Genomic DNA, 17,872 nt, shown 5'->3' on the forward strand with positions numbered 1-17,872 from the left:
CCTCGATGGTGTCGGGCCGGGGCGAGTACCGTGGCACCATGGATGCTGACATCTGGTCCAGCGCCAGCTTGGCCGACCGCTTTGCCGATGACGTCTACGCTTCAGCCAAGGGGTACGTGCGCACCTATGTGCTGCACCATCACCTGCTGGAGCGGCTGCCGCCGCCACCGGCACCCGTGCTCGACGTGGGCGGCGGTGCCGGTCACCAGTCCTTTCCGCTGGCCGAGGCCGGTTATGACGTGACACTGCTCGACTCCTCGACGGCGATGCTGGAGAAGGCCAGACAGCGGCTCCCGCAGCTGTCCGCTCAAGCCCGACGACGGGTGACACTCGTGCTGGCGGACGGGGAGAAGGCCGAGGATGCGATGAACGGCCGGCGTTTCGCCGCCGTCCTGTGCCATGGCGTACTCGGCTATCTTGAGCCGGAACCCCTGATCGAACAGCTGTGTCGGTGCACTCGGGCCGGTGGTGTGGTCTCGATCATGGCAGGAAACGCCGCGACGATGGCGGTGCGCCCGGCCCTGGAACGACGGTGGGACGATGCGTTGGCCTCGTTCGATGAGACTTCGGGGGACATCAAGGAGTTGGGCGTCCACGGCCAGTCCCACACCGTGGATGAGGTCAGCGAACACCTGCGCGGTCACGGGGTCGAACCACTCGGTTGGTACGGGACGTGGCTGTGGGTCGATCAGCTCGAGTTCAGCGGAGTCGACCTGGCATCGATCGATTCCAGAGAACTGTCGGCGATGGCCGAGGTCGAACTCGAAGCGAGTCGCCGAGACCCCTACCGCCAACTCAGTCGCACCTTTCATGTCCTCGGGCGCAAAGGCCCCGCTGGCCAGCGGTGAGGCAGAGACGATCCGGATCGCCGGTACTTCTGCGAGCTGATACCCGGATACTCCCAGAAGCGGATGTGTTCGGCTGCCCATGCTGTCTACGGTCGACAACATGAATAAGGATGTCGCCGTCTCAGAATCTTCCGCACGCAGCAGGAATCCCTTCGCGTGGATCCTACTGGTCCTGGCGCTGGGCTTCGGCATCGCCATCACCTTCCCCTATTGGAACCTCGACATCACGGAGAGTCGCCTCACGGTCGGCAGCGAGCTGCAGTATTCGGTGCTCATCGTTCACATCTGCACGGCCGCCGTGGCTCTGGTCCTCGGTCCTCTGCAGTTCATGCCCCGACTGCGGGCCCACCGGCGGATCCACAGGGCCATCGGCCGGAGCTATCTCCTCGCAGGGGTGCTGCCCGCAGCGGTGAGCGCGGTCCCGGTCGCCCTGTGGTCGGGGCGCATCATCACCCAGATCGGACTGACCACCGCCGCAGTGCTCTGGCTGATCACGGGCGTTCTGGCATACAGAGCCGCCGTCCGTCGTGACTTCGCCGCCCACCGGGCGTGGATGATCCGCAACTATGCGCTCGCTCTCCTCGCGGTCACTGCGCGCATCCTCACTCCCGTGCTGCTGCTGGTTCAGATTCTCGTGAGCGGAGCCGAACCCGATGTGATCAGGGAGCAGGTGGACTCGATGATTCCGGTCGGTCAGACAGTGGGATGGATCGTCAACCTCATCGTGGCCGAGATCGTGGTCATCAGGAGGTCGCCGAAGCCGGTCTTCGCCGAAGGCTAGTTGTCGCGGGGTAGGTCGTTCAGGGAATTTTCAGTTTCAGCCCACGGGAATCTTCAGGGAACAGCGACCTATGGTCGTTCCATGCCGAAGCTCAGAATTGAAATCACCGCGACCGATCAGATCGAGGCCAAGCGAATTCAGTCCGTGTACCAACGTGGGGAGCGAATCGTGAAACTCGATGACGAAGCCACTGACGCAACGTGGAAAGCGGGGTACACGCCTGTCGGCCGGCCGATATTCATCGGACTGACCAATGGCGAACCAATCAGCTATCGTTACGATGTGCCGGTTGAGACGTCGGCGGGACAGCCTCACTCCCGCCGGTCATCGGCGAGGTGAATGTACCGATAGTCGGGCCGGCCGCTATGGGACTCGGATCCCTGTCCCTGGACGCCGAGAATGTCGTCGGGATCCCGATCGTTAGGACCTGAGGGAGGGGCGGCTGCACATGTCCGGGTGGAATCCGGCTCAGTGTTTGAGCTTCGCCTCCTTCAGCCCGTAGGTGCCGAGGACATAGGGCTGGAAATCCACGACGTCCCTGCTCATCCCGTACAGCGCTCGCTGGTAGGCGATCGGAACGATCGGTGCCTCCTCGGCGACCTGCTGCTGGATCTGGGCGTAGAGCTCGTTCTGCTTCTCCGGATCCTCTTCGGCCACGGCCTCCTCCGCCCACTTCTCCACCTTGGGATTCGCATAGCCGGAGCGGATTCCGGAGTCGTCGGTGACGGCGAGGAAATTGATCATCTGTGAGGTGTCGGAGACATCGGAAGTCGCATAGCTGACCTGGACTTGGAAGTCACCGTTCGTCCGGTTCGTCGTCAGTGTCGCATCGTCGAGCTTTTGGACGTGGACGGTCAGCCCGATGTCCTGCCACGCCTGTTGGGCGATCTGCGCGAGCAGCTCACGATCAGCGACTCCCGAGGGGATCTGGATGGTGATGTCGATGCCTTCGGGATGATCGGACTCCTTGACCAGTTCTTTGGCTTTCTCCATGTCGAACTGGCTGCTGTCGACCTCGTCCGAATGACCCGCGAGGCCGGGGGAGATGAACGAGGTCGCGGGCTCGGCATAGCCGGCGTACACAACCTCGACGATGGACTTCCTGTCGACCGCGTATGACATGGCGCGTCGCAGCTTGGGATCGTCGAGTCCCTTCTCCTTATTGTTGAGGTTGAAGTAGAGGATCTTCGTCGAAGTGAATGCCTGGGCGTTGATGTCCTGGGAGCGCGAGAGCTGACTCATGCTCAACGGTGCAGGTTCCTGATTGATATCGGCCTGGCCTCCCTGCAGCTGCAGACGACGAGTGTTGTCATCGGCGACGACGTTGAAGGTCACGGAATCCAGTGAGGGAACGCCCTTCTCCCAGTAGTCCGGGTTCTTCACCAGTTCGAGACTCTGCCCCTTATTCCATCTGCCGACCTCGAACGGCCCTGTTCCGTCGGCATGTGCGGCCATGTACTCGGCGTCGTGTCCGCCGAAGTCATCGGGATAGATCGATGCGGCGAACAGCGCCATATAGCTCGGCAGAGGACCCCATGGCTGCTTCAAGTCGATGCGCACCGTCTTGTCGTCGACCTTCTTCACGTCTCTGATCGGATCGAACTCGGCCGCCCAGAGGTTGTTCTCATCCTCCTGATCGCGGGCATAGTTGAGGGAGAAGACGACATCGTCGGCATCGAGCGTCTTGCCGCTGTGGAACTTCACTCCCTCGCGCAGGTGAAAAGTCCAGGACATCTTGTCCTTGGATTCCTCCCAATCGGTTGCCAGACCCGGTTCGACCCCGGACCCGTCGGGTTTGTTGAGGGTGAGAGTCTCATAGACCTGCTGCAGCGTCCAGATGTCTTCGTTCTGGGTCGTCGTCGGCGGCAGAAGAGTAGTGGCATCGGCGGCGCGAGCGAAGACGAGATCGCCTCCGGGACGAGCGGTCTTCTCCCCTCCCGAACCGCACCCTACGAGGACCAGGAGGCAGGCACAGAGCGCTGCAGTCACTGCTGCGAATCTTCTGGCCATCACCCTTCACCTCCTCGGATCCGGTCGAGGTAGGCGCTGTGGAAAGTCGGTATCGCCTTCAGCAGCGTCTTCGTGTAGTCGTCGCGCGGGGACGTGAAGATCGCCTCGGTGGTGTTCTCTTCGACGAGGCGGCCACGGTGGATGACGTAGATCCGCTCGCACAGCTTTCTGACGACGGCCAGGTCATGGGAGATGAAGAGGATCGACAGGTCGAGCTCCTCCCGCAACCGGGCGAAGAGCGCGACGATCTCCGCCTGAACACTGACATCGAGGGCGGAGACTGCCTCATCGGCGACGATGACGCTGGGTTCGACGGCCAGGGCACGAGCGATCGCCACCCTCTGCCTCTGCCCGCCCGACATAGCGGTCGGGGTGCGGTCGAGGAACTCCTCGGGCAGCCGCACCATCTCCATGAGTTCTCGGCAGCGGTCCCGCAGCGCGGACCCGGAGGCGAGACGGTGATGGCGGATCACCTCGGCGAGGGTCGCCCGCACCGTGTAACGGGGGTCGAGGGAGGCGAAGGGATCCTGGAAGACCATCTGCACGATCCGCCACTGTGCGCTCGTGCGCTTCTGCGCGAACTCCCTGCCGTCGACGCTCACCTTTCCCTCGTATTCGCGTTGGAGTCCGCAGATGACGCGGGACAGCGTCGATTTTCCGGAGCCCGATTCGCCGACGAGTCCGACGATTTCGCCGGGTCGGACATGCAGATCGGCGGAGTCGACGGCGGTGAAGGCGCGGTCACTGCGTCCGAAGGTGACGGTGACGTTCTCGGCGCGCAGGCCGAGCGACGGTGCCGGCGTCGGCGAAGACTGAGTCAGGGTCTCGGTCATCGCGCCTCCTCGGCAACGCCCTCGTCGATGCGCGGAGTCGCCGTGAGCAGTCGACGCGTGTACTCCTCCTGAGGTGCGTCGAAGACCTCCTGCAGCACTCCGTGTTCGATGATCTGTCCGTCCTTCATCACGCTGATCGTCGAGCACAGCTGAGCGACGACCGCGAGATCGTGCGTGACGTAGAGCAGGCCGAGCCCCTCGTCCTGCTGCATGGAGCGGAAGAGGTCGAGCACCTGGGCCTGGATCGTCACGTCGAGCGCGGTCGTCGGTTCGTCACAGAGCAGAACCTGCGGCTCCTGAGCCAGCGCCGCCGCGATCATCACGCGCTGACGCATGCCGCCGGAGAGCTGGAACGGGTAGTTCGACGCTCTGCGGTCGGGCTCGGCGATGCCGACGCGGTCCATGAGCTCGACGGCGAGGTCGTGCGCCTGCCTCTTCGACAGCCCCCTGCGCTCGGCGATGGCATCGGTGATCTGGCGTCCGACCTTCATCACCGGGTTGAGCGCGATGGCCGGTTCCTGGAACACCATCGAGATGCCGGTGCCGCGTATGCGCTGGTCGAATCGTCCGCCCGGCCCGGAGGAGAGGATATTGCGACCGTCGAATCGGATCTCTCCGTCGACGACGGAGGCGCCCGGCGGGAGCATTCCGAGGATGCTGCGCAGCGTCATCGACTTACCCGACCCCGATTCGCCGACGAGCCCCATCGGCTCACCGGCCTCGAGGCTGATCGACACGTCGTGGAGGATCCGGCGTCGACCGGCCTCTCCGTCGATGTCGACGGTGAGGGAGTCCACTTCGAGAATCGACATTGTCACCTCTTCGGCTTCAGGGTGTTCGTCAGACCGTCGCCGATGAGCGCCAGTGCGAAGGAGACGATGACGACGGCGAATCCCGGCCACAGGATGAGTCCGTAGTTGCCGGTGCCCATGTACTGCTGACCGTCATTCATCATCTGACCCCAGTCGGCGGTCGGTGGGACGATGCCCATGCCGAAGTAGCTGAGGGTGACGACGACTCCGATGTTGAGCACGATGTCGGACATCGCGTAGATGACGCCCTGGCTGACGGTGTTCGGAATGATGTGGCGAGACAGGATACGGGGTGTGCTCAGCCCCGAGGCGCGGCAGGCGGAGATGAACTCCTGCTCTCTCAGGACGAGCACCTCGCCGCGGACGATGCGGGCGTAGGCCACCCAGGACACGGCGCTGATGGCGACGAAGATGCTGCCCATGCCGTTGCCCATGACGAAGACGAGCACGATGACCAGGACGTAGAACGGGAAGGCCGAGACGATATCGGCCAGGCGCATGATGACGATGTCGACCCATCGGCCGAAGTACCCGGCCAGCGAACCGAGGACGGTGCCGAGGAGGAAGGGCACGATGACGGCGACGACGGCGACGATGAGGTCGACGCGTCCGCCGTGGAGGAAGCGGGAGAGGACGTCACGGCCGAGCTGATCCGTGCCCAGCGGGTGCGCGACCGAGGACGGAGCGAAGGTGTTGAGCAGGTCCTGCCGGTTGGGATCATCGGTGACGAAGAGCGGTCCGATGGCGAGCAGCAGCACCATCGCACCGAGGATGACCGCACCGATCCACAGCTGCAGATTGTGCCGCCGCAGGAACGCCGGCAGGGGAAGCGAGAACCGCGCGGTCGGCGTCGCCCGGGACGCCGTGCCGCCGCGAGTCCGCGGTGGCTTGCCGCCCGGACCACCGGGGCCGGCCGTCGCTGGGGAGGTCATCGGTTCGGTCATCAGGCCCCCAGACGCACGCGCGGATCGACGAGGCTGTAGACGACGTCGGTGAGCAGGTAGACGAGGACGACGAGGACACCGAAGATCACGGTCAGGGCCTGCACGACGTCGTAGTCGCGGGCGAGGACGGCTTCCATGAGGAGTGAGCCGACTCCGGGTATCGCGAAGACGTTCTCGACGACGAGCGCACCGCCGACGAGGTGGCCGACCTGGATGCCGAGGATCGAAACACCCGTGATTCCGGCATTGCGGAATGCGTAGTCGATCACGGTCCGCTTCCTGCTCAGTCCCTTCGACAGGGCGAAGTTCGTGTACTCGGCCGACATCGAATCGTTCAGTGCCGCCGTGAGGCTGCGGATGAGCACGGGGCAGATCGTCAGCGCCACAGCAAGTCCGGGCAGGACGAGGGAGTAGAGGTGCTCACCGAAGTTGCTGCCGTAGCCGCCGACCGGGAAGATTCCCAGGTTCACGCCGAGGACGAGGATGAGCAGAGTGCCGACGAAGAACGCCGGCATGCCTTGTACGGTGGCGGCGAAGACCCTCGACACGATCGCCGAGGCGGCAGATCGCTTCGCGGCCACCCACAGTGACAGCGGGACGGAGATGACGACAGCGAACACCAGAGACACGAGCATGAGCAGCAGCGTCGCCGGCATCCGCAGCTTCAGCAGCTCGAGCACCGAGGTCTGGAAGATGAACGACTGCCCGAAGTCACCGACGAGAAGGCCCGCAAGGAACTGGAGATACTGGATGATCATCGGTTCGTCGAGGCCCCAGGCCCGACGAAGCTGAGCGACGTTCTCCGGAGTGGCTTTATCGCCGAGATAGGCGGCGGCGGGATCGCCCGGTGCCAGCTTCATGAGGATGAAGGACAGCGTGGCGACACCGAGCACGATCGGAATCATCAGCAGCACACGCCGGAGGATGTACTTGCCCACACCCACCCCTTCGCAGTGTGACCGGGATTACACCTGTCAGTCTATTCGCACCACGCCTTGCCTCTGCGATCCGGGATGCGGCGTGTCGGTCCCTACCGTGAGGCGATCGCGGTGACGATCGTCTGGATCTGAGGGATCAGCTCGTCGAGTGCGCGCCCCTGGCTGTGCAGCCACTGATCGATCTGTGCGGCGGACAGAACTGCCATGACCGCCTCGGCACGGGTTCGGATCAGATCGGGCTCGGGTGCGTTCGCGTCCGACGGCTCGGGGGCCCCGGTCGTCCAGGTGTCGGTGATGAGGATCTCGACGTGGCGCCGCCAGAAGGGGTAGGTCTCTCGGTCGAAGCGTCCTTTCGGGGAGCTGCTTTCGGTGAGGAGCACGAGGTCGAGATTGCGCGCGATGTGGTTGAGGTAGGCGGCGACGAATGCTCGGAGGCGCTCGCCTCCTGAGGCGCCGGGCCCCAGCGGGGGCGGCCCCTGCAGCATTCTGGCGTGCATGTCCCTGACGCGGTCATCGAGCAAGGCGGAGGCGATCCCCGCCTTGTCGGTGAAATTGCGGTAGAGAGTGCCTTTGCCGACCCCGGCACTCCGGGCGAGTTCGTCCATCGTCAGCCCGTCCACTCCGTATTCGACGAGGATGTCAGCGGCCGCATCGAGGACCTTCCGCCGATTTCTCTGCGCATCGGCGCGCAGAGGCGCCTGTGAGGGGACCAGGGGGAGAACCTTCTCGTCCCCTCTTCCATAAGCGGACTGCGGTCCGGTAATCTCTTCCATATCCGGACTATAGTCCGCATCGATCTCGACTTCGAGGAGGCAGCAATGACATCGATCATCGTCAACGAACACGGGGGACCCGAACAATACGTGGTCACCGCTGATGACTCCAGCGCATCCGCCGCGCCCGCCGAGGGTCAGCTGCAGGTCAGTCTGAGCAAGTCGGGAGTGAACTTCCTCGACGTCGTCCAGCGACGTGCCGCCCTGCCTACCCCCTTCCGCGCGGGAGTCGAAGGGGTCGGCACGGTCACCGCCGTCGGTGACGGAGTCGACGGCTTCTCCATCGGCGATCGCGTCGGCTGGATGGCAGGCGGTCAGGGAAGCTTCTCAGCGACCGCGCTCGTCAATGCCGACAAGGCAGTGCCGCTGCCGGATGACATCGATGACGAGACCGCTGTTGCCGCCCTCATGCAGGGCATCACCGCCCACTACCTGACCACGGACACCTACTCGGTCTCATCCGGCGACGTCGTCCTCATCCACGCGGCCGCCGGTGGACTCGGTCAGCTGCTCACCCAGATTGCGGTGCTCAAGGGAGCCACAGTGATCGGCACGACCTCCTCCGAGGCCAAAGCGGAGATCGCCCGGAAGAACGGCGCCGCCCATATCTTCGGCTACGAGGACTTCGCCGAGAGGACCCGCGCAGTCACCGACGGCCGGGGCGCCTCGGTCGTGTACGACGGGGTCGGCAAGACCACCTTCGACGGCGACCTCGAAGCCGTTGCCACCCGCGGCACCATCGTCGTCGTCGGCAACGCCAGCGGACCGGTCGATCCGGTCGACGTCAATACCCTCAACACCTCGGGCTCGCTTTTCCTCACCCGTCCCACCGTCGCCGACCATGTCCGGACCCCTGAAGAGCTCCGCACTCACACGGACGAGATCTTCGGCTGGATCCGCAGCGGAGACCTCAAGATCGATATCGGCGACCGGTTCCCCATCACCGAGGTGGCCGCCGCGTTCACAGCGCTCGAGTCCCGGGCGACGACCGGAAAGATCATCCTCGAGCACTGATCGGCGAGGAACGGAGGCTCACCGCAGCACGAACCCGGGCACGAGGTCATCGAGCGGGTCGATTTCGAAGGTCGAGGTTGCCACGCGGTGGGCACTGCCGCTGATGACCGGAACGACGCCGTCAGCGGTCTCCTCGAGCACTCTCGCCCGAAAACGCGTGCCGACGATCGACTCATGGATCAGCGTCTGTCCCGATCGAAGCTCACCGGTGGCATGGAGAGCGGCCACTCGAGCCGCCGTTCCCGAACCACAGGGTGAGCGGTCGACCTGACCGTCGGCGAAGACTGTGACATTGCGCTGATGCAGCGCCCCGCCGGGCATGGTCCCGAATCGGTCGACGAAGATCGTGCCATAGACGCCGGAGAGGCGGTCGTCCTCGGGGTGGACGGTGTGCGGATTCTCGGCGAGACCCGCCTTGATCTCCCTGCCGACGGCGATGAGCGCGGTGAGATTCTCGGGAACGACCTGCCGACCGGGGGCACCGAACCGGGTCGCGTCGACTGCGGCGGCGTCGAACTCCGCGGTATCGACGATCGCGTAGATCGCCCCACCCCACGCGAGGTCGACCGATACCGGTCCCCAGCTAGTGGGCACTGTGATCCCCGAGGAGACGAGTCGACTGGGCACATTGACGAAATCCACCGAGGTGGCCCGCCCATCGGCATCCGTGTGCACCTGCGCACGCACCCGACCCGAGGGCACGTCGATCGTGACCTCGGTGATCCCGGACGGATCGACGGCGACGATTCCCGACGCCACAGCCCACGCCCCGAGCGCCATGGTCCCGTGCCCACAGGCGGTGGAGAAGCCATCCTTGTGCCAGCACAGCACCCCGAAATCGGCCCCGTCGTCATCGGGGGCGGTGATGAAGCCGCCGTACATGTCCGCATGGCCGCGCGGTTCGAAGCACAGCAGCCTGCGCAGATCATCGACCGCCGAGCCCGGCACGGCCAGTGCCCGACGCTCGGTCACGTTCGTGCCGGGGATGTCCACGGGCGGTTCGGCCACGATCCGGAACGGTTCGCCGGCAGTGTGGAAGTCGATGCTCGTGCAGATCGTGCTCACAGACCCATGCCCACTCTCAATCCTTCCAACACCGCCGCATGCACATTGCGGGAGGCGACAGCGTCACCGATCCGGTACAGCGCGAACTTCGGCCCCGCCTCGGCGTCGGTGGATGTGCTCACCGGGTCGGCACCGGAATCCGGCTGCGGCCGTCCCCGGACCCACGCCTCGAGATCCGTCGCCCCGTGGTTCGACGACTGCGATTTGAGCTCGAAGTAGACCTCATCGTTTGGGGTCGTCCCGAAATCGACGACCACGGCATCGGTGACGACCTCGGTCTCCCGATCCGAATAGTCGTTGCGCAGCATCGCCACGATCTCCTTCCCCTCGATTCGCGGCTTCTCCGTCAGGCGCTCGCCGAGGCGGACCTCGACCCCGAATTCGGAGAACGCCTGCAGATAGGCGGGGGAGTTCATCGATCCCACGTCGATGCCGATCGTGCGTTCGGGGCTGACATAGGTGACCTGCTGGCCGCCCCGAGCCAGACGTTCGACGGCGTCGAGGGCGGGGTAGAACCCATGATCGTCGAAGACGAGCACCCGCTGCTTCGACTTGAGCCGGTCGTCCATGACGTCCCAGACGTCGAAGCTCGGGCCCTGCTCACGGAAGGGATACCCGGCGTCGGGGACTCCTCCGGTGGCGACGATGACGACGCCGGGGTCGAGCGCGAGGATGTCGTCCGCCTCGGCGAAGGTGTTCAGGCGCAGATCGACACCGTGCTTCCTGCACTGCTGGACGCGCCAGTCGATGATGCCGATGAGATCGCGGCGGCGCTGCGAGCGGGCGGCGAGGCGGACCTGCCCTCCGGGGGCGTCCTCGGCCTCGAGCAGGGTCACCCGGTGCCCGCGCACGGCGGCGACGCGGGCGGCTTCGAGCCCGGCGGGACCGGCACCGATGATGACGACATGCTTGGGTCCGGTCTCGACGTCGTGGGGGATCTCCTGGGGCAGGTCGGCCTCCCGGCCGCTGGCCGGGTTGTGGATGCAGGTCGCCGCTCCCGAGGTGTAGATGGAGTCGAGGCACATGTTCGCACCCACGCAGGGCCGGATGTCGTCCTCGCGCTTCTCCTCGATCTTCTTCACCAGATACGGATCGGCCAGTTGTGCTCGGGTCATGCCGACGAGGTCGAGGCAGCCGTCCTCGATCGCGAAGCGGGCGGTCGGAGCATCAGCGATGCGCGCGGCGTGGAGAACGGGGAGATCGATGGCCTCACGGATGCGTCGGCAGGTCTCGAGCCAAGGTGCCGAGGGTGTGCCCATGCCCGGGATCGCCTCGGCGAGTTCCCGATCAGAGCTGATCGTCCCGACATTGAGGTTGAGGAAGTCGATGCCGTGGGCCGCATATTCCGTGAGTGCCTCGATGGCCTGCTCCTCGGACGTGCCTTCGGCGACCTGCTCGAGCACTGACATGCGCACGCCCAGCGCCATTCCGGTGGACTCCCTGCGCATCGCGTCGATGATTCGCAGTGGGAAACGCAGGCGGGCTGAGAGATCTCCGTTGTACTCGTCGTCCCGGTCGTTGAACCGGGAAGCGAAGAAATAGTCGATGAGGTGCCCGGTGTGGAGAAACTCGAGCCCGTCGAAGCCGGCCGCCTTCACGCGCGCCGTGGCCGCGGCGAAGTCGTCGACGACCCGCTCGATGTCGAAGTCCTCCATCGCCTTCGTGAACGAACGATGAGTCGGCTCGCGATGGCGGCCGGCTGAGATCAGCGGCAGCCAGTCGGCAGTGAAGTTCGAGTTCCGCGGCCCCAGATGCGTGAGCTGGATCATCACCGCAGTGCCCTCGGCGTGGCAGTCCTCGGCGATCGCGGCCAGCCACGGAATGACCTCGTCGGTGGAGAGATCGACGTTGCCGAAGGCGGCGGGGGAGTCCTTGGAGACTGTTGCCGAACCTGCGGTCATCGTCAGGCCGACTCCACCGCGTGCCTTCTCCCGATGGTAGAGGCGGTAGCGGTCCTTGGGCATGCCGAGTTCTGTGTAGGCGGGTTCGTGCGCCGTGGATACGATGCGGTTCCTCAGCTGTACGGGGCCCAGCGTGAACGGTCGGAGCAGTGGGTCGGTGGATGTGTCGGCCGCGGACGTGGTCGGTGCAGATGTGCCGGGTGCGGGTTCGGCAGTCATGGGTTCCTCCTTCGTTGCAGGAACGTCATTGTGGGAACGACTCCGGTAAGGAGTCGAGGTGGGTAATCGATTACCGACTACCTACGTCAATGGTGCGATCTCGCGGATATGCTGTCAATAGTCGGCGAGCAGATCGGGGCTCAGAGATCGAGCCGGCGGGCCGACGGCGATTCGAAGGGGTGTGTGAGATGGAGCGAGTGAGACCGCAGGCCGAATCGCTGCGCGAGCAGGCATTGGGCATCATCCGCGATGCCATCACCGCAGGTGAGCTCGCCGAGGATCGCATCTACTCCGCCGCCGGCCTCGCCAAGCAGCTCGGCATCTCGCTCAGCCCGGTGCGTGAGGCGATGATGGCGCTCGTGACCGAAGGGACCGTCGAAGCCGTGCCCAATCGCGGCTTCCGCCTGGTCACGATCACCGAGGCGGACCTCGAGGAGATCATCGCCATCCGCGTCCTCCTCGCCGTTCCGGCCGCCCGCAACCTGGCCGAGGCGGGCAGCGATGACATCGTCGGCCGTGCGGCGGACGCTGACGGGGAAGCAGGCGGGGCGAATGCAGAGCCGATCTGGGCGACGAAAACAGCGACCAAGACGGAGGCGATCGCACGATTGCGAGATTTCGCCGAGGCGACCGTCGCCGCCGCCGTGGCCGGCGAATTCGCGGAGTTCTACACGCAGGACCGCCGGTTTCACGAGGCTCTGCTCGAGTTCGGTCTCGGCGGGCGGGCGGCATCGATCAGCCTGCGCCTGCGCGATCAGTCCCGCCTCTACCGGCAACAGGACCACATCGGGACCGTCGCAGTGGACTCGGCCGGCGAGCTGCCGAGAATCGTCGATCTCATCGAAGCGGGAGACTCCGCCGAGGCGGCCGAGCTCGTGACGTCGAACCTCTACTTCTTCAAACGGTTCCCGGCCACGACGGACGCCGAGGGCTGAGTCGTCACTGTCGAGCCTTGCACCTTTCGACAGACGCGCTGCGGCTTGAACGAGGCGATTGCGGCGCCGTTGCATCGATGCGACCTGGCGAATCGGTACACCTTTTTCTCAGCTGCACACGGAGGAACGTGAGCAGTTCAGAGAAGACAGTACCGAAATGGCCTTAGCCGCCTGCTCACGCCTACGAATCGCACCGAGAAACGACGAATCGACGCTGGGCCGCCCCGAAACGGAACGGCCCAGCTTCTTCTGCACTCGATCTGGCATCGCAGCCGATAGGTTCTCACCTCGATCAGGCAGGTGCCTTGTCGGGGTCGATGTCGACGATCGGCATGGAATCGATGTCCATGTCCGGGTTGTCGGCCTGGGTGCGAGCGAGCTCTTCGGCCTCCTCGTGGGTGTTCACCGTCGGGAATGAGCCCGGCAGCGGCCTGTGTGCCGATTCCTTCATGAGCAGCACGGCGACGAGCGCGACGACCGAGAAGAACATGATGTAGAACGCGGGCATAAACGAGTTGCCGGTGAGGTCGATGAGTGCCTGAGCGAACAGCGGCGTGGTGCCGCCGAACAGGGAGACGCCGAGGTTGAACGTCAGCCCCATCGCACCGTAGCGCGACGCGGTCGGGAACAGAGCCGGCAGCGTCGAGGCCAGGCACGCGATGTAGAACCCGGCGGGCAGGGCGACCATGAACAGGGCCACGATCACCGCCCACATCTCACCGATCTGCATGACGGCGAAAGCGGGAACGATGAGGACGATCGTCATGATCGCGGCCGCGAGGAAGACGAACTTGCGTCCCAGCCTGTCGGAGAGCCTGCCGATGAGCGGCAGGCACAGCGACATGATGACGAGGACCGGGATCGTGGCCACGGCGGCCTGGACGTTCGAGACCTTGACGGTCTCTTCCAGATAGGTGGGCATGAAGCTCGTCAGTGCGTAGCCGACCGTCTGGGAGCCGGCGACGACGGCGATGCCGATGAGGATCTCCTTCCAGAAGTGGCGGACGACGCCGATGAGACCGTGGCGGGCGTACTTGTCGTCCTTGACCTTGACGTCGCGGCCGGCTTCCTCGCTCGACTCGAAGCTCGGGGTCTCCGGGATCTTCAGACGGAACCAGATGGCGACGGCACCGAGCGGGATGGCGATGAGGAACGGGATCCTCCAGCCGCCGTCGAGCATGGCGTTCTCGCCGTTGATGGACGTGGTGACCACTGTTGTGATGGCCACGGTTCCGGCGCCGGCGGCGAAGCCGAGGTATGAGCCGACATCGAGCCAGGAGGCCCAGTAGCCGCGGGACTTGTCCGGAGCGAACTCGGAGACATACGTGGTGGCACCGGCGTACTCGCCGCCGGTGGAGAAGCCCTGGATCATCTTGAGCAGGTAGAGGGGGACGATCACCCACAGGCCGACCTGGGCTGCGGTAGGCAGGACGCCGATGAGGGCAGTGGCGGTGGCCATCGTGGCCATCGTGAAGAACAGGACCTTCTGTCGTCCGATCTTGTCGCCGAGCGGTCCGAGCACCATGCCGCCGAGCGGGCGGACGAGGAAGGACACGGCGAAGCCGAGGAGGGTCACGAGCAGACCCATCTGTCGATCCATGCCTTCGGTGAAGACCGAGGTCATCGTCACGGCCAGGTAGCCGTAGACACCGAAGTCGAACCATTCCATGAAGTTGCCGACTGTGGTGCCGCCGATGGCGGTGCGGATCGATTTTGTTTCGACGACGATGCAGTCATCGGCCTCGAACCGCTTCTGTTTCTTGATCGCACGCCGTTCCCTGCGGGTCGGCTTCTTGTCTTTCTGCGCGGGTCTGTCGTGGGCCTCTGGCATCAGTGGTTCCTCGTTTCAGCTGCTGCTGGGCAAGTTGCAGTGCCGAGTCGCCGGAATGGAGCGAACTCTGCGCGGCAGTTGCTGTCGAATTTCGACAATGCAGAACATCCTTACGTGGCGGTGAAAGCATGTCAATAAAAATTGTGACACAGTTCACGCCGAATGCACCCGCGGGCAGTTGCCTTCGTTGGAATCCGTCCAGTGGTCCAGAAGATACGCAACAAGGATATAGCCTAATTCGCAGCGTCACTTGTCCAGTGACGTTGTCGGCCGAGGGCATCGGGATCGGCCGGAGCGCTGATCGATCAGTCCCTGACGACGCGATAGGTCTCGAGGCCGGGATCGACGGCACCCCGGACGTGGCCGGAGGGGCTCGCCGCCACGGCCTGGAGGAAGCCGGTCGTCTCGGCGGTGATCTCCTCACCGGGCAGCACATTGGGGATCCCGGGCGGGTACGCAGCCAGCGAGCTCACACTCACCCGTCCGACCGCCTCGGCGGCGGTGACGAGTTCGGAACCGGCGAAATACGCCTCGCGCGGGGTCATGGCCAGTCGGCCGGCCGTGGGCAGCGGCGGGAGGGCGGCTGCCGGGCTCGTCGCCGAGGCGGAGTCTGCGGTTTCGAGGCGCAGGATCTCCAGGGCATCGATGAGGCGGCCGATGTCCGGGGACTTTCCGATGCCGATGAGTGCGACGAGGGTGGTCGCCGTCGACATCTCGGGGAAGATGTCGAACTCCTCGGCCAGGCGCTTGCGCACCGTGTGACCGTCGAGTCCGGTGGCGGTGATGTCGATGGGCAGGCGGAACGGGTCGATGTCGACGACATCGGCATGGCCGAGGAACTCGCCGGACAGCAGGTGGTAGCGGTCGGTCGCCTCGATCTGCGCGCGGATCTGACGGATGTTCTCCAGCGAATCCGTGATCGCCTCGGTCGAGGTCATGAGTTCGCGCCGGGCCAGGTCGATCGAGGCCATGAGGTGCGCGTTCTCGCTCGTCGAGGCGGTCATCATGAAGGCGCGGGCCAGCGCCGGTTCGAGACGATCGGCGAACTCGGTGTCGCCGAGGTGGAGCAGCGCGGACTGAGTGAGCGAGCCCGCGAGTTTGTGCGTGCTCATGATGACGATGTCGGCGCCCTGGGTGACGGGGGAGGCCGGCAGGTCCGGGTGGAAGCCGAAGTGCGCACCCCAGGCGGCGTCGATGATCAGTGCCGCACCCGATTCGTGAGCCGCCTCGGCGAGGGCTTCGACGTCGGCGACGGCACCGAAGTAGCTCGGGGTCACGAGGTAGACGGCGGTCACCGGCTCGGGATGGCTGCGAATGGCCCGGCGCAGGGCGTCGGGGGTGACGCCGTGGGCGATGCCGTTGACCTCGTCGACGTTGGGGTAGACGAAGCCGGGGTTGAGTCCGGCCAGCACGATGCCGTCGATGAAGCTCGAATGCGCGCTGCGCTGGGCGACGACGCCGGACCCGAGGGTGCCGACGGCCAGGGCGGCCATGCGGTTGCCCTGCGAGGAGCCGTTGGTGAGGAACCAGGTGCGGCGGGCGCCCCAGGCCTCGGCGGCCAGGCGCAGGGCTTCGTCCTTCGGGGTATCGACGCCGAGGTCGATGCCGTCGAAGAGCGGGGGGATGTCCAGGGAGAGGGTGTGCTCGCCGAAGAATTCGGCCTGACCTGCGGAGATGCCCTCAGTCGTGCCGCCGTGTCCGGGGGTGGACAGGAACAGCGAGCTGCGGTCGGCCGCGTGTGCCAGAGCTTCGGCATAGGGTGCGCGGGACTGCGTGAGGGCGGGATGCGTCGGTGACCCCGAGGAGGTGTGCGGGGCCGGGGGCATGGGGGAGTCCTGGTGCACGGTCATGCGTCCAGACTAAGGAGGCGAGCAGGTCCGAGAGAATAGCAACTTTCCTCCCTTGCTCTATAGTCAGTATTGAACTCAATGGGGGAGATCAATGGAACCTCTGGATACTCGCGGGCTCACCGCTCTGCGTGCCGTCGCCGAGAACGGATCCGTGGCCGCGGCCGCCGCGCAGCTGCAGTGGAGCCAGCCGACGGTCAACCACCATCTGCGCAATCTGGAGCGGGCACTGGGCGCCACTCTGCTCGATCGCACACCGCGCGGATCGCAGCCGACGACAGTGGGCAACCTCGTGGTGACCCGGGCTGTGGAGATCCTCGGTCTGTGTCAGCGACTCGGCGCCGAGGTGGCCCTCTGGCGGGAATCCCAGGCGGTGCCGGTGCGCATCGGAGCCGTGCCGACGGTCGGTGCCCGCGTCATCCCGCGCCTGCACGATCAGCTGCAGGTCCGCCCGAGGTGGCAGACCCGCGATGAGGCGGTCGCCGGCGACCGGACGGATGTCCTCACTGCGGCCCTGGACGTGACGATGGACGAGCACGCGAAGCTCGTCTCCCGGCTCGAATCCGGGGATCTCGACCTCGCGCTGCTCGTGTCGACCGATCTCGATCGGACGTGGATTCCGGCGACGCTCACCGCCGCCCACCTGTATTCGGAGAGGCTGTTCCTGTGCGTGCCGAAGTCCATCGGCCCGATCGGCGTGGACGACCACGGGCTGCCGGACCTCAAGGCACTCGTCTCACAGACCTGGGCGTTCAGCATCGACCCCGGTGACGCCATCGATGAGGTGGTCCGCTCCTTCTGTCTGAGCGCGGGATTCGAACCCCGGGTGGGGATGCGGATGGATGACTATGCGGCCATCAACCGGATGATCTCGGCCGGTCTGGCGGTGGCGATGATCCCCGAGTCCTCGCTGTCGACCGACCCGGACATCGAGGTCATCCCGATGCCGCTGAGCGACTGTCGCCGCGATGTGCTGCTCGTGTCGCGTGCCGCACAGCCGCCGGCGCGCACCCGCCACGATCCGATCGTGGATGCGCATAACGCCGCCATCGCCGAGGTGGTCGCCGACGTCCGCACCGTCACCCGGCAGTGGCGGTGACGCCGCGGTTTCAGAGTGGCGG

The 17,872-nt window shown here is 65.3% G+C and carries 16 protein-coding genes; 6 read left to right on the plus strand and 10 right to left on the minus strand.

Annotated elements, in window-relative coordinates; genetic code table 11:
- Positions 1-38 precede the first annotated feature (38 nt).
- The 3 genes from GUY37_RS00425 (at position 39) to GUY37_RS00435 (ending at position 1,968) form a co-directional block, all read left to right on the plus strand.
- The gene (locus GUY37_RS00425; RefSeq protein ID WP_166820855.1) at positions 39-848 is read left to right on the plus strand and encodes a class I SAM-dependent methyltransferase; all 810 of its coding nucleotides are present in this window, start codon (positions 39-41) and stop codon (positions 846-848) included.
- Between the two features lie 100 nt (positions 849-948).
- The gene (locus GUY37_RS00430) at positions 949-1,629 is read left to right on the plus strand and encodes a DUF2306 domain-containing protein (RefSeq protein WP_166820857.1); all 681 of its coding nucleotides are present in this window, start codon (positions 949-951) and stop codon (positions 1,627-1,629) included.
- Positions 1,630-1,710: 81 nt separating this feature from the next.
- Positions 1,711-1,968, plus strand: a complete 258-nt coding sequence (locus GUY37_RS00435) for a hypothetical protein (protein ID WP_166820860.1) — start codon at positions 1,711-1,713, stop codon at positions 1,966-1,968.
- 129 nt (positions 1,969-2,097) lie between these two features.
- On the opposite strand, the gene GUY37_RS00440 is transcribed toward GUY37_RS00435, so the two are convergent.
- The 6 genes from GUY37_RS00440 to GUY37_RS00465 form a co-directional block, all read right to left on the minus strand.
- Complete coding sequence (locus tag GUY37_RS00440; protein ID WP_166820862.1) at positions 2,098-3,639, minus strand: ABC transporter substrate-binding protein; 1,542 nt, start codon at positions 3,637-3,639, stop codon at positions 2,098-2,100.
- Complete coding sequence (locus GUY37_RS00445) at positions 3,639-4,472, minus strand: ABC transporter ATP-binding protein (protein WP_166820864.1); 834 nt, start codon at positions 4,470-4,472, stop codon at positions 3,639-3,641. The genes GUY37_RS00440 and GUY37_RS00445 overlap by 1 nt, the downstream gene beginning before the upstream one ends.
- On the minus strand, positions 4,469-5,284 hold the full coding sequence (locus GUY37_RS00450; protein ID WP_166820867.1) for an ABC transporter ATP-binding protein: 816 nt from the start codon (positions 5,282-5,284) through the stop codon (positions 4,469-4,471). Before GUY37_RS00450 ends, GUY37_RS00445 begins: the two co-directional genes overlap by 4 nt.
- Before the next feature lie 2 nt (positions 5,285-5,286).
- Complete coding sequence (locus GUY37_RS00455) at positions 5,287-6,228, minus strand: ABC transporter permease (RefSeq protein ID WP_166820869.1); 942 nt, start codon at positions 6,226-6,228, stop codon at positions 5,287-5,289.
- On the minus strand, positions 6,228-7,166 hold the full coding sequence (locus tag GUY37_RS00460) for an ABC transporter permease (protein WP_166820872.1): 939 nt from the start codon (positions 7,164-7,166) through the stop codon (positions 6,228-6,230). The genes GUY37_RS00455 and GUY37_RS00460 overlap by 1 nt, the downstream gene beginning before the upstream one ends.
- A gap of 92 nt (positions 7,167-7,258) precedes the next feature.
- Positions 7,259-7,939, minus strand: coding sequence for a TetR/AcrR family transcriptional regulator (locus tag GUY37_RS00465; RefSeq protein WP_166820874.1), 681 nt, complete (start codon positions 7,937-7,939; stop codon positions 7,259-7,261).
- Positions 7,940-7,984: 45 nt separating this feature from the next.
- On the opposite strand from GUY37_RS00465, the gene GUY37_RS00470 reads away from it, so the two are divergent.
- Entirely contained in the window at positions 7,985-8,953 is a 969-nt protein-coding gene (locus GUY37_RS00470; RefSeq protein WP_166820877.1) for a quinone oxidoreductase family protein, read from the plus strand.
- Positions 8,954-8,971: 18 nt separating this feature from the next.
- Here GUY37_RS00470 and GUY37_RS00475 read toward each other — a convergent pair whose 3' ends face one another.
- Together GUY37_RS00475 and GUY37_RS00480 are read right to left on the minus strand one after the other, a co-directional pair.
- Entirely contained in the window at positions 8,972-10,018 is a 1,047-nt protein-coding gene (locus GUY37_RS00475) for a proline racemase family protein (protein ID WP_228278273.1), read from the minus strand.
- Positions 10,015-12,138 (minus strand): oxidoreductase, encoded by a 2,124-nt coding sequence (locus tag GUY37_RS00480; RefSeq protein WP_166820879.1) that lies wholly within the window; start codon positions 12,136-12,138, stop codon positions 10,015-10,017. The genes GUY37_RS00475 and GUY37_RS00480 overlap by 4 nt, the downstream gene beginning before the upstream one ends.
- Before the next feature lie 188 nt (positions 12,139-12,326).
- On the opposite strand from GUY37_RS00480, the gene GUY37_RS00485 reads away from it, so the two are divergent.
- Complete coding sequence (locus GUY37_RS00485; RefSeq protein ID WP_228278274.1) at positions 12,327-13,073, plus strand: GntR family transcriptional regulator; 747 nt, start codon at positions 12,327-12,329, stop codon at positions 13,071-13,073.
- Between the two features lie 292 nt (positions 13,074-13,365).
- Here the strand turns inward: GUY37_RS00485 and GUY37_RS00490 are convergent, their stop codons facing one another.
- Both GUY37_RS00490 and GUY37_RS00495 read right to left on the minus strand, forming a co-directional pair.
- Positions 13,366-14,904: an MFS transporter gene (locus GUY37_RS00490; RefSeq protein WP_166820884.1), complete on the minus strand. Its 1,539-nt coding sequence runs from the start codon at positions 14,902-14,904 to the stop codon at positions 13,366-13,368.
- 305 nt (positions 14,905-15,209) lie between these two features.
- Positions 15,210-16,754 (minus strand): aminotransferase class I/II-fold pyridoxal phosphate-dependent enzyme, encoded by a 1,545-nt coding sequence (locus GUY37_RS00495; protein WP_228278275.1) that lies wholly within the window; start codon positions 16,752-16,754, stop codon positions 15,210-15,212.
- A gap of 91 nt (positions 16,755-16,845) precedes the next feature.
- Between GUY37_RS00495 and GUY37_RS00500 the strand changes: the two genes are divergently transcribed.
- Positions 16,846-17,850 (plus strand): LysR family transcriptional regulator, encoded by a 1,005-nt coding sequence (locus tag GUY37_RS00500; RefSeq protein ID WP_166820887.1) that lies wholly within the window; start codon positions 16,846-16,848, stop codon positions 17,848-17,850.
- Positions 17,851-17,872: the final 22 nt, after the last annotated feature.

The organism is Brevibacterium limosum, assembly GCF_011617705.1.
Taxonomy (GTDB): domain Bacteria; phylum Actinomycetota; class Actinomycetes; order Actinomycetales; family Brevibacteriaceae; genus Brevibacterium; species Brevibacterium limosum.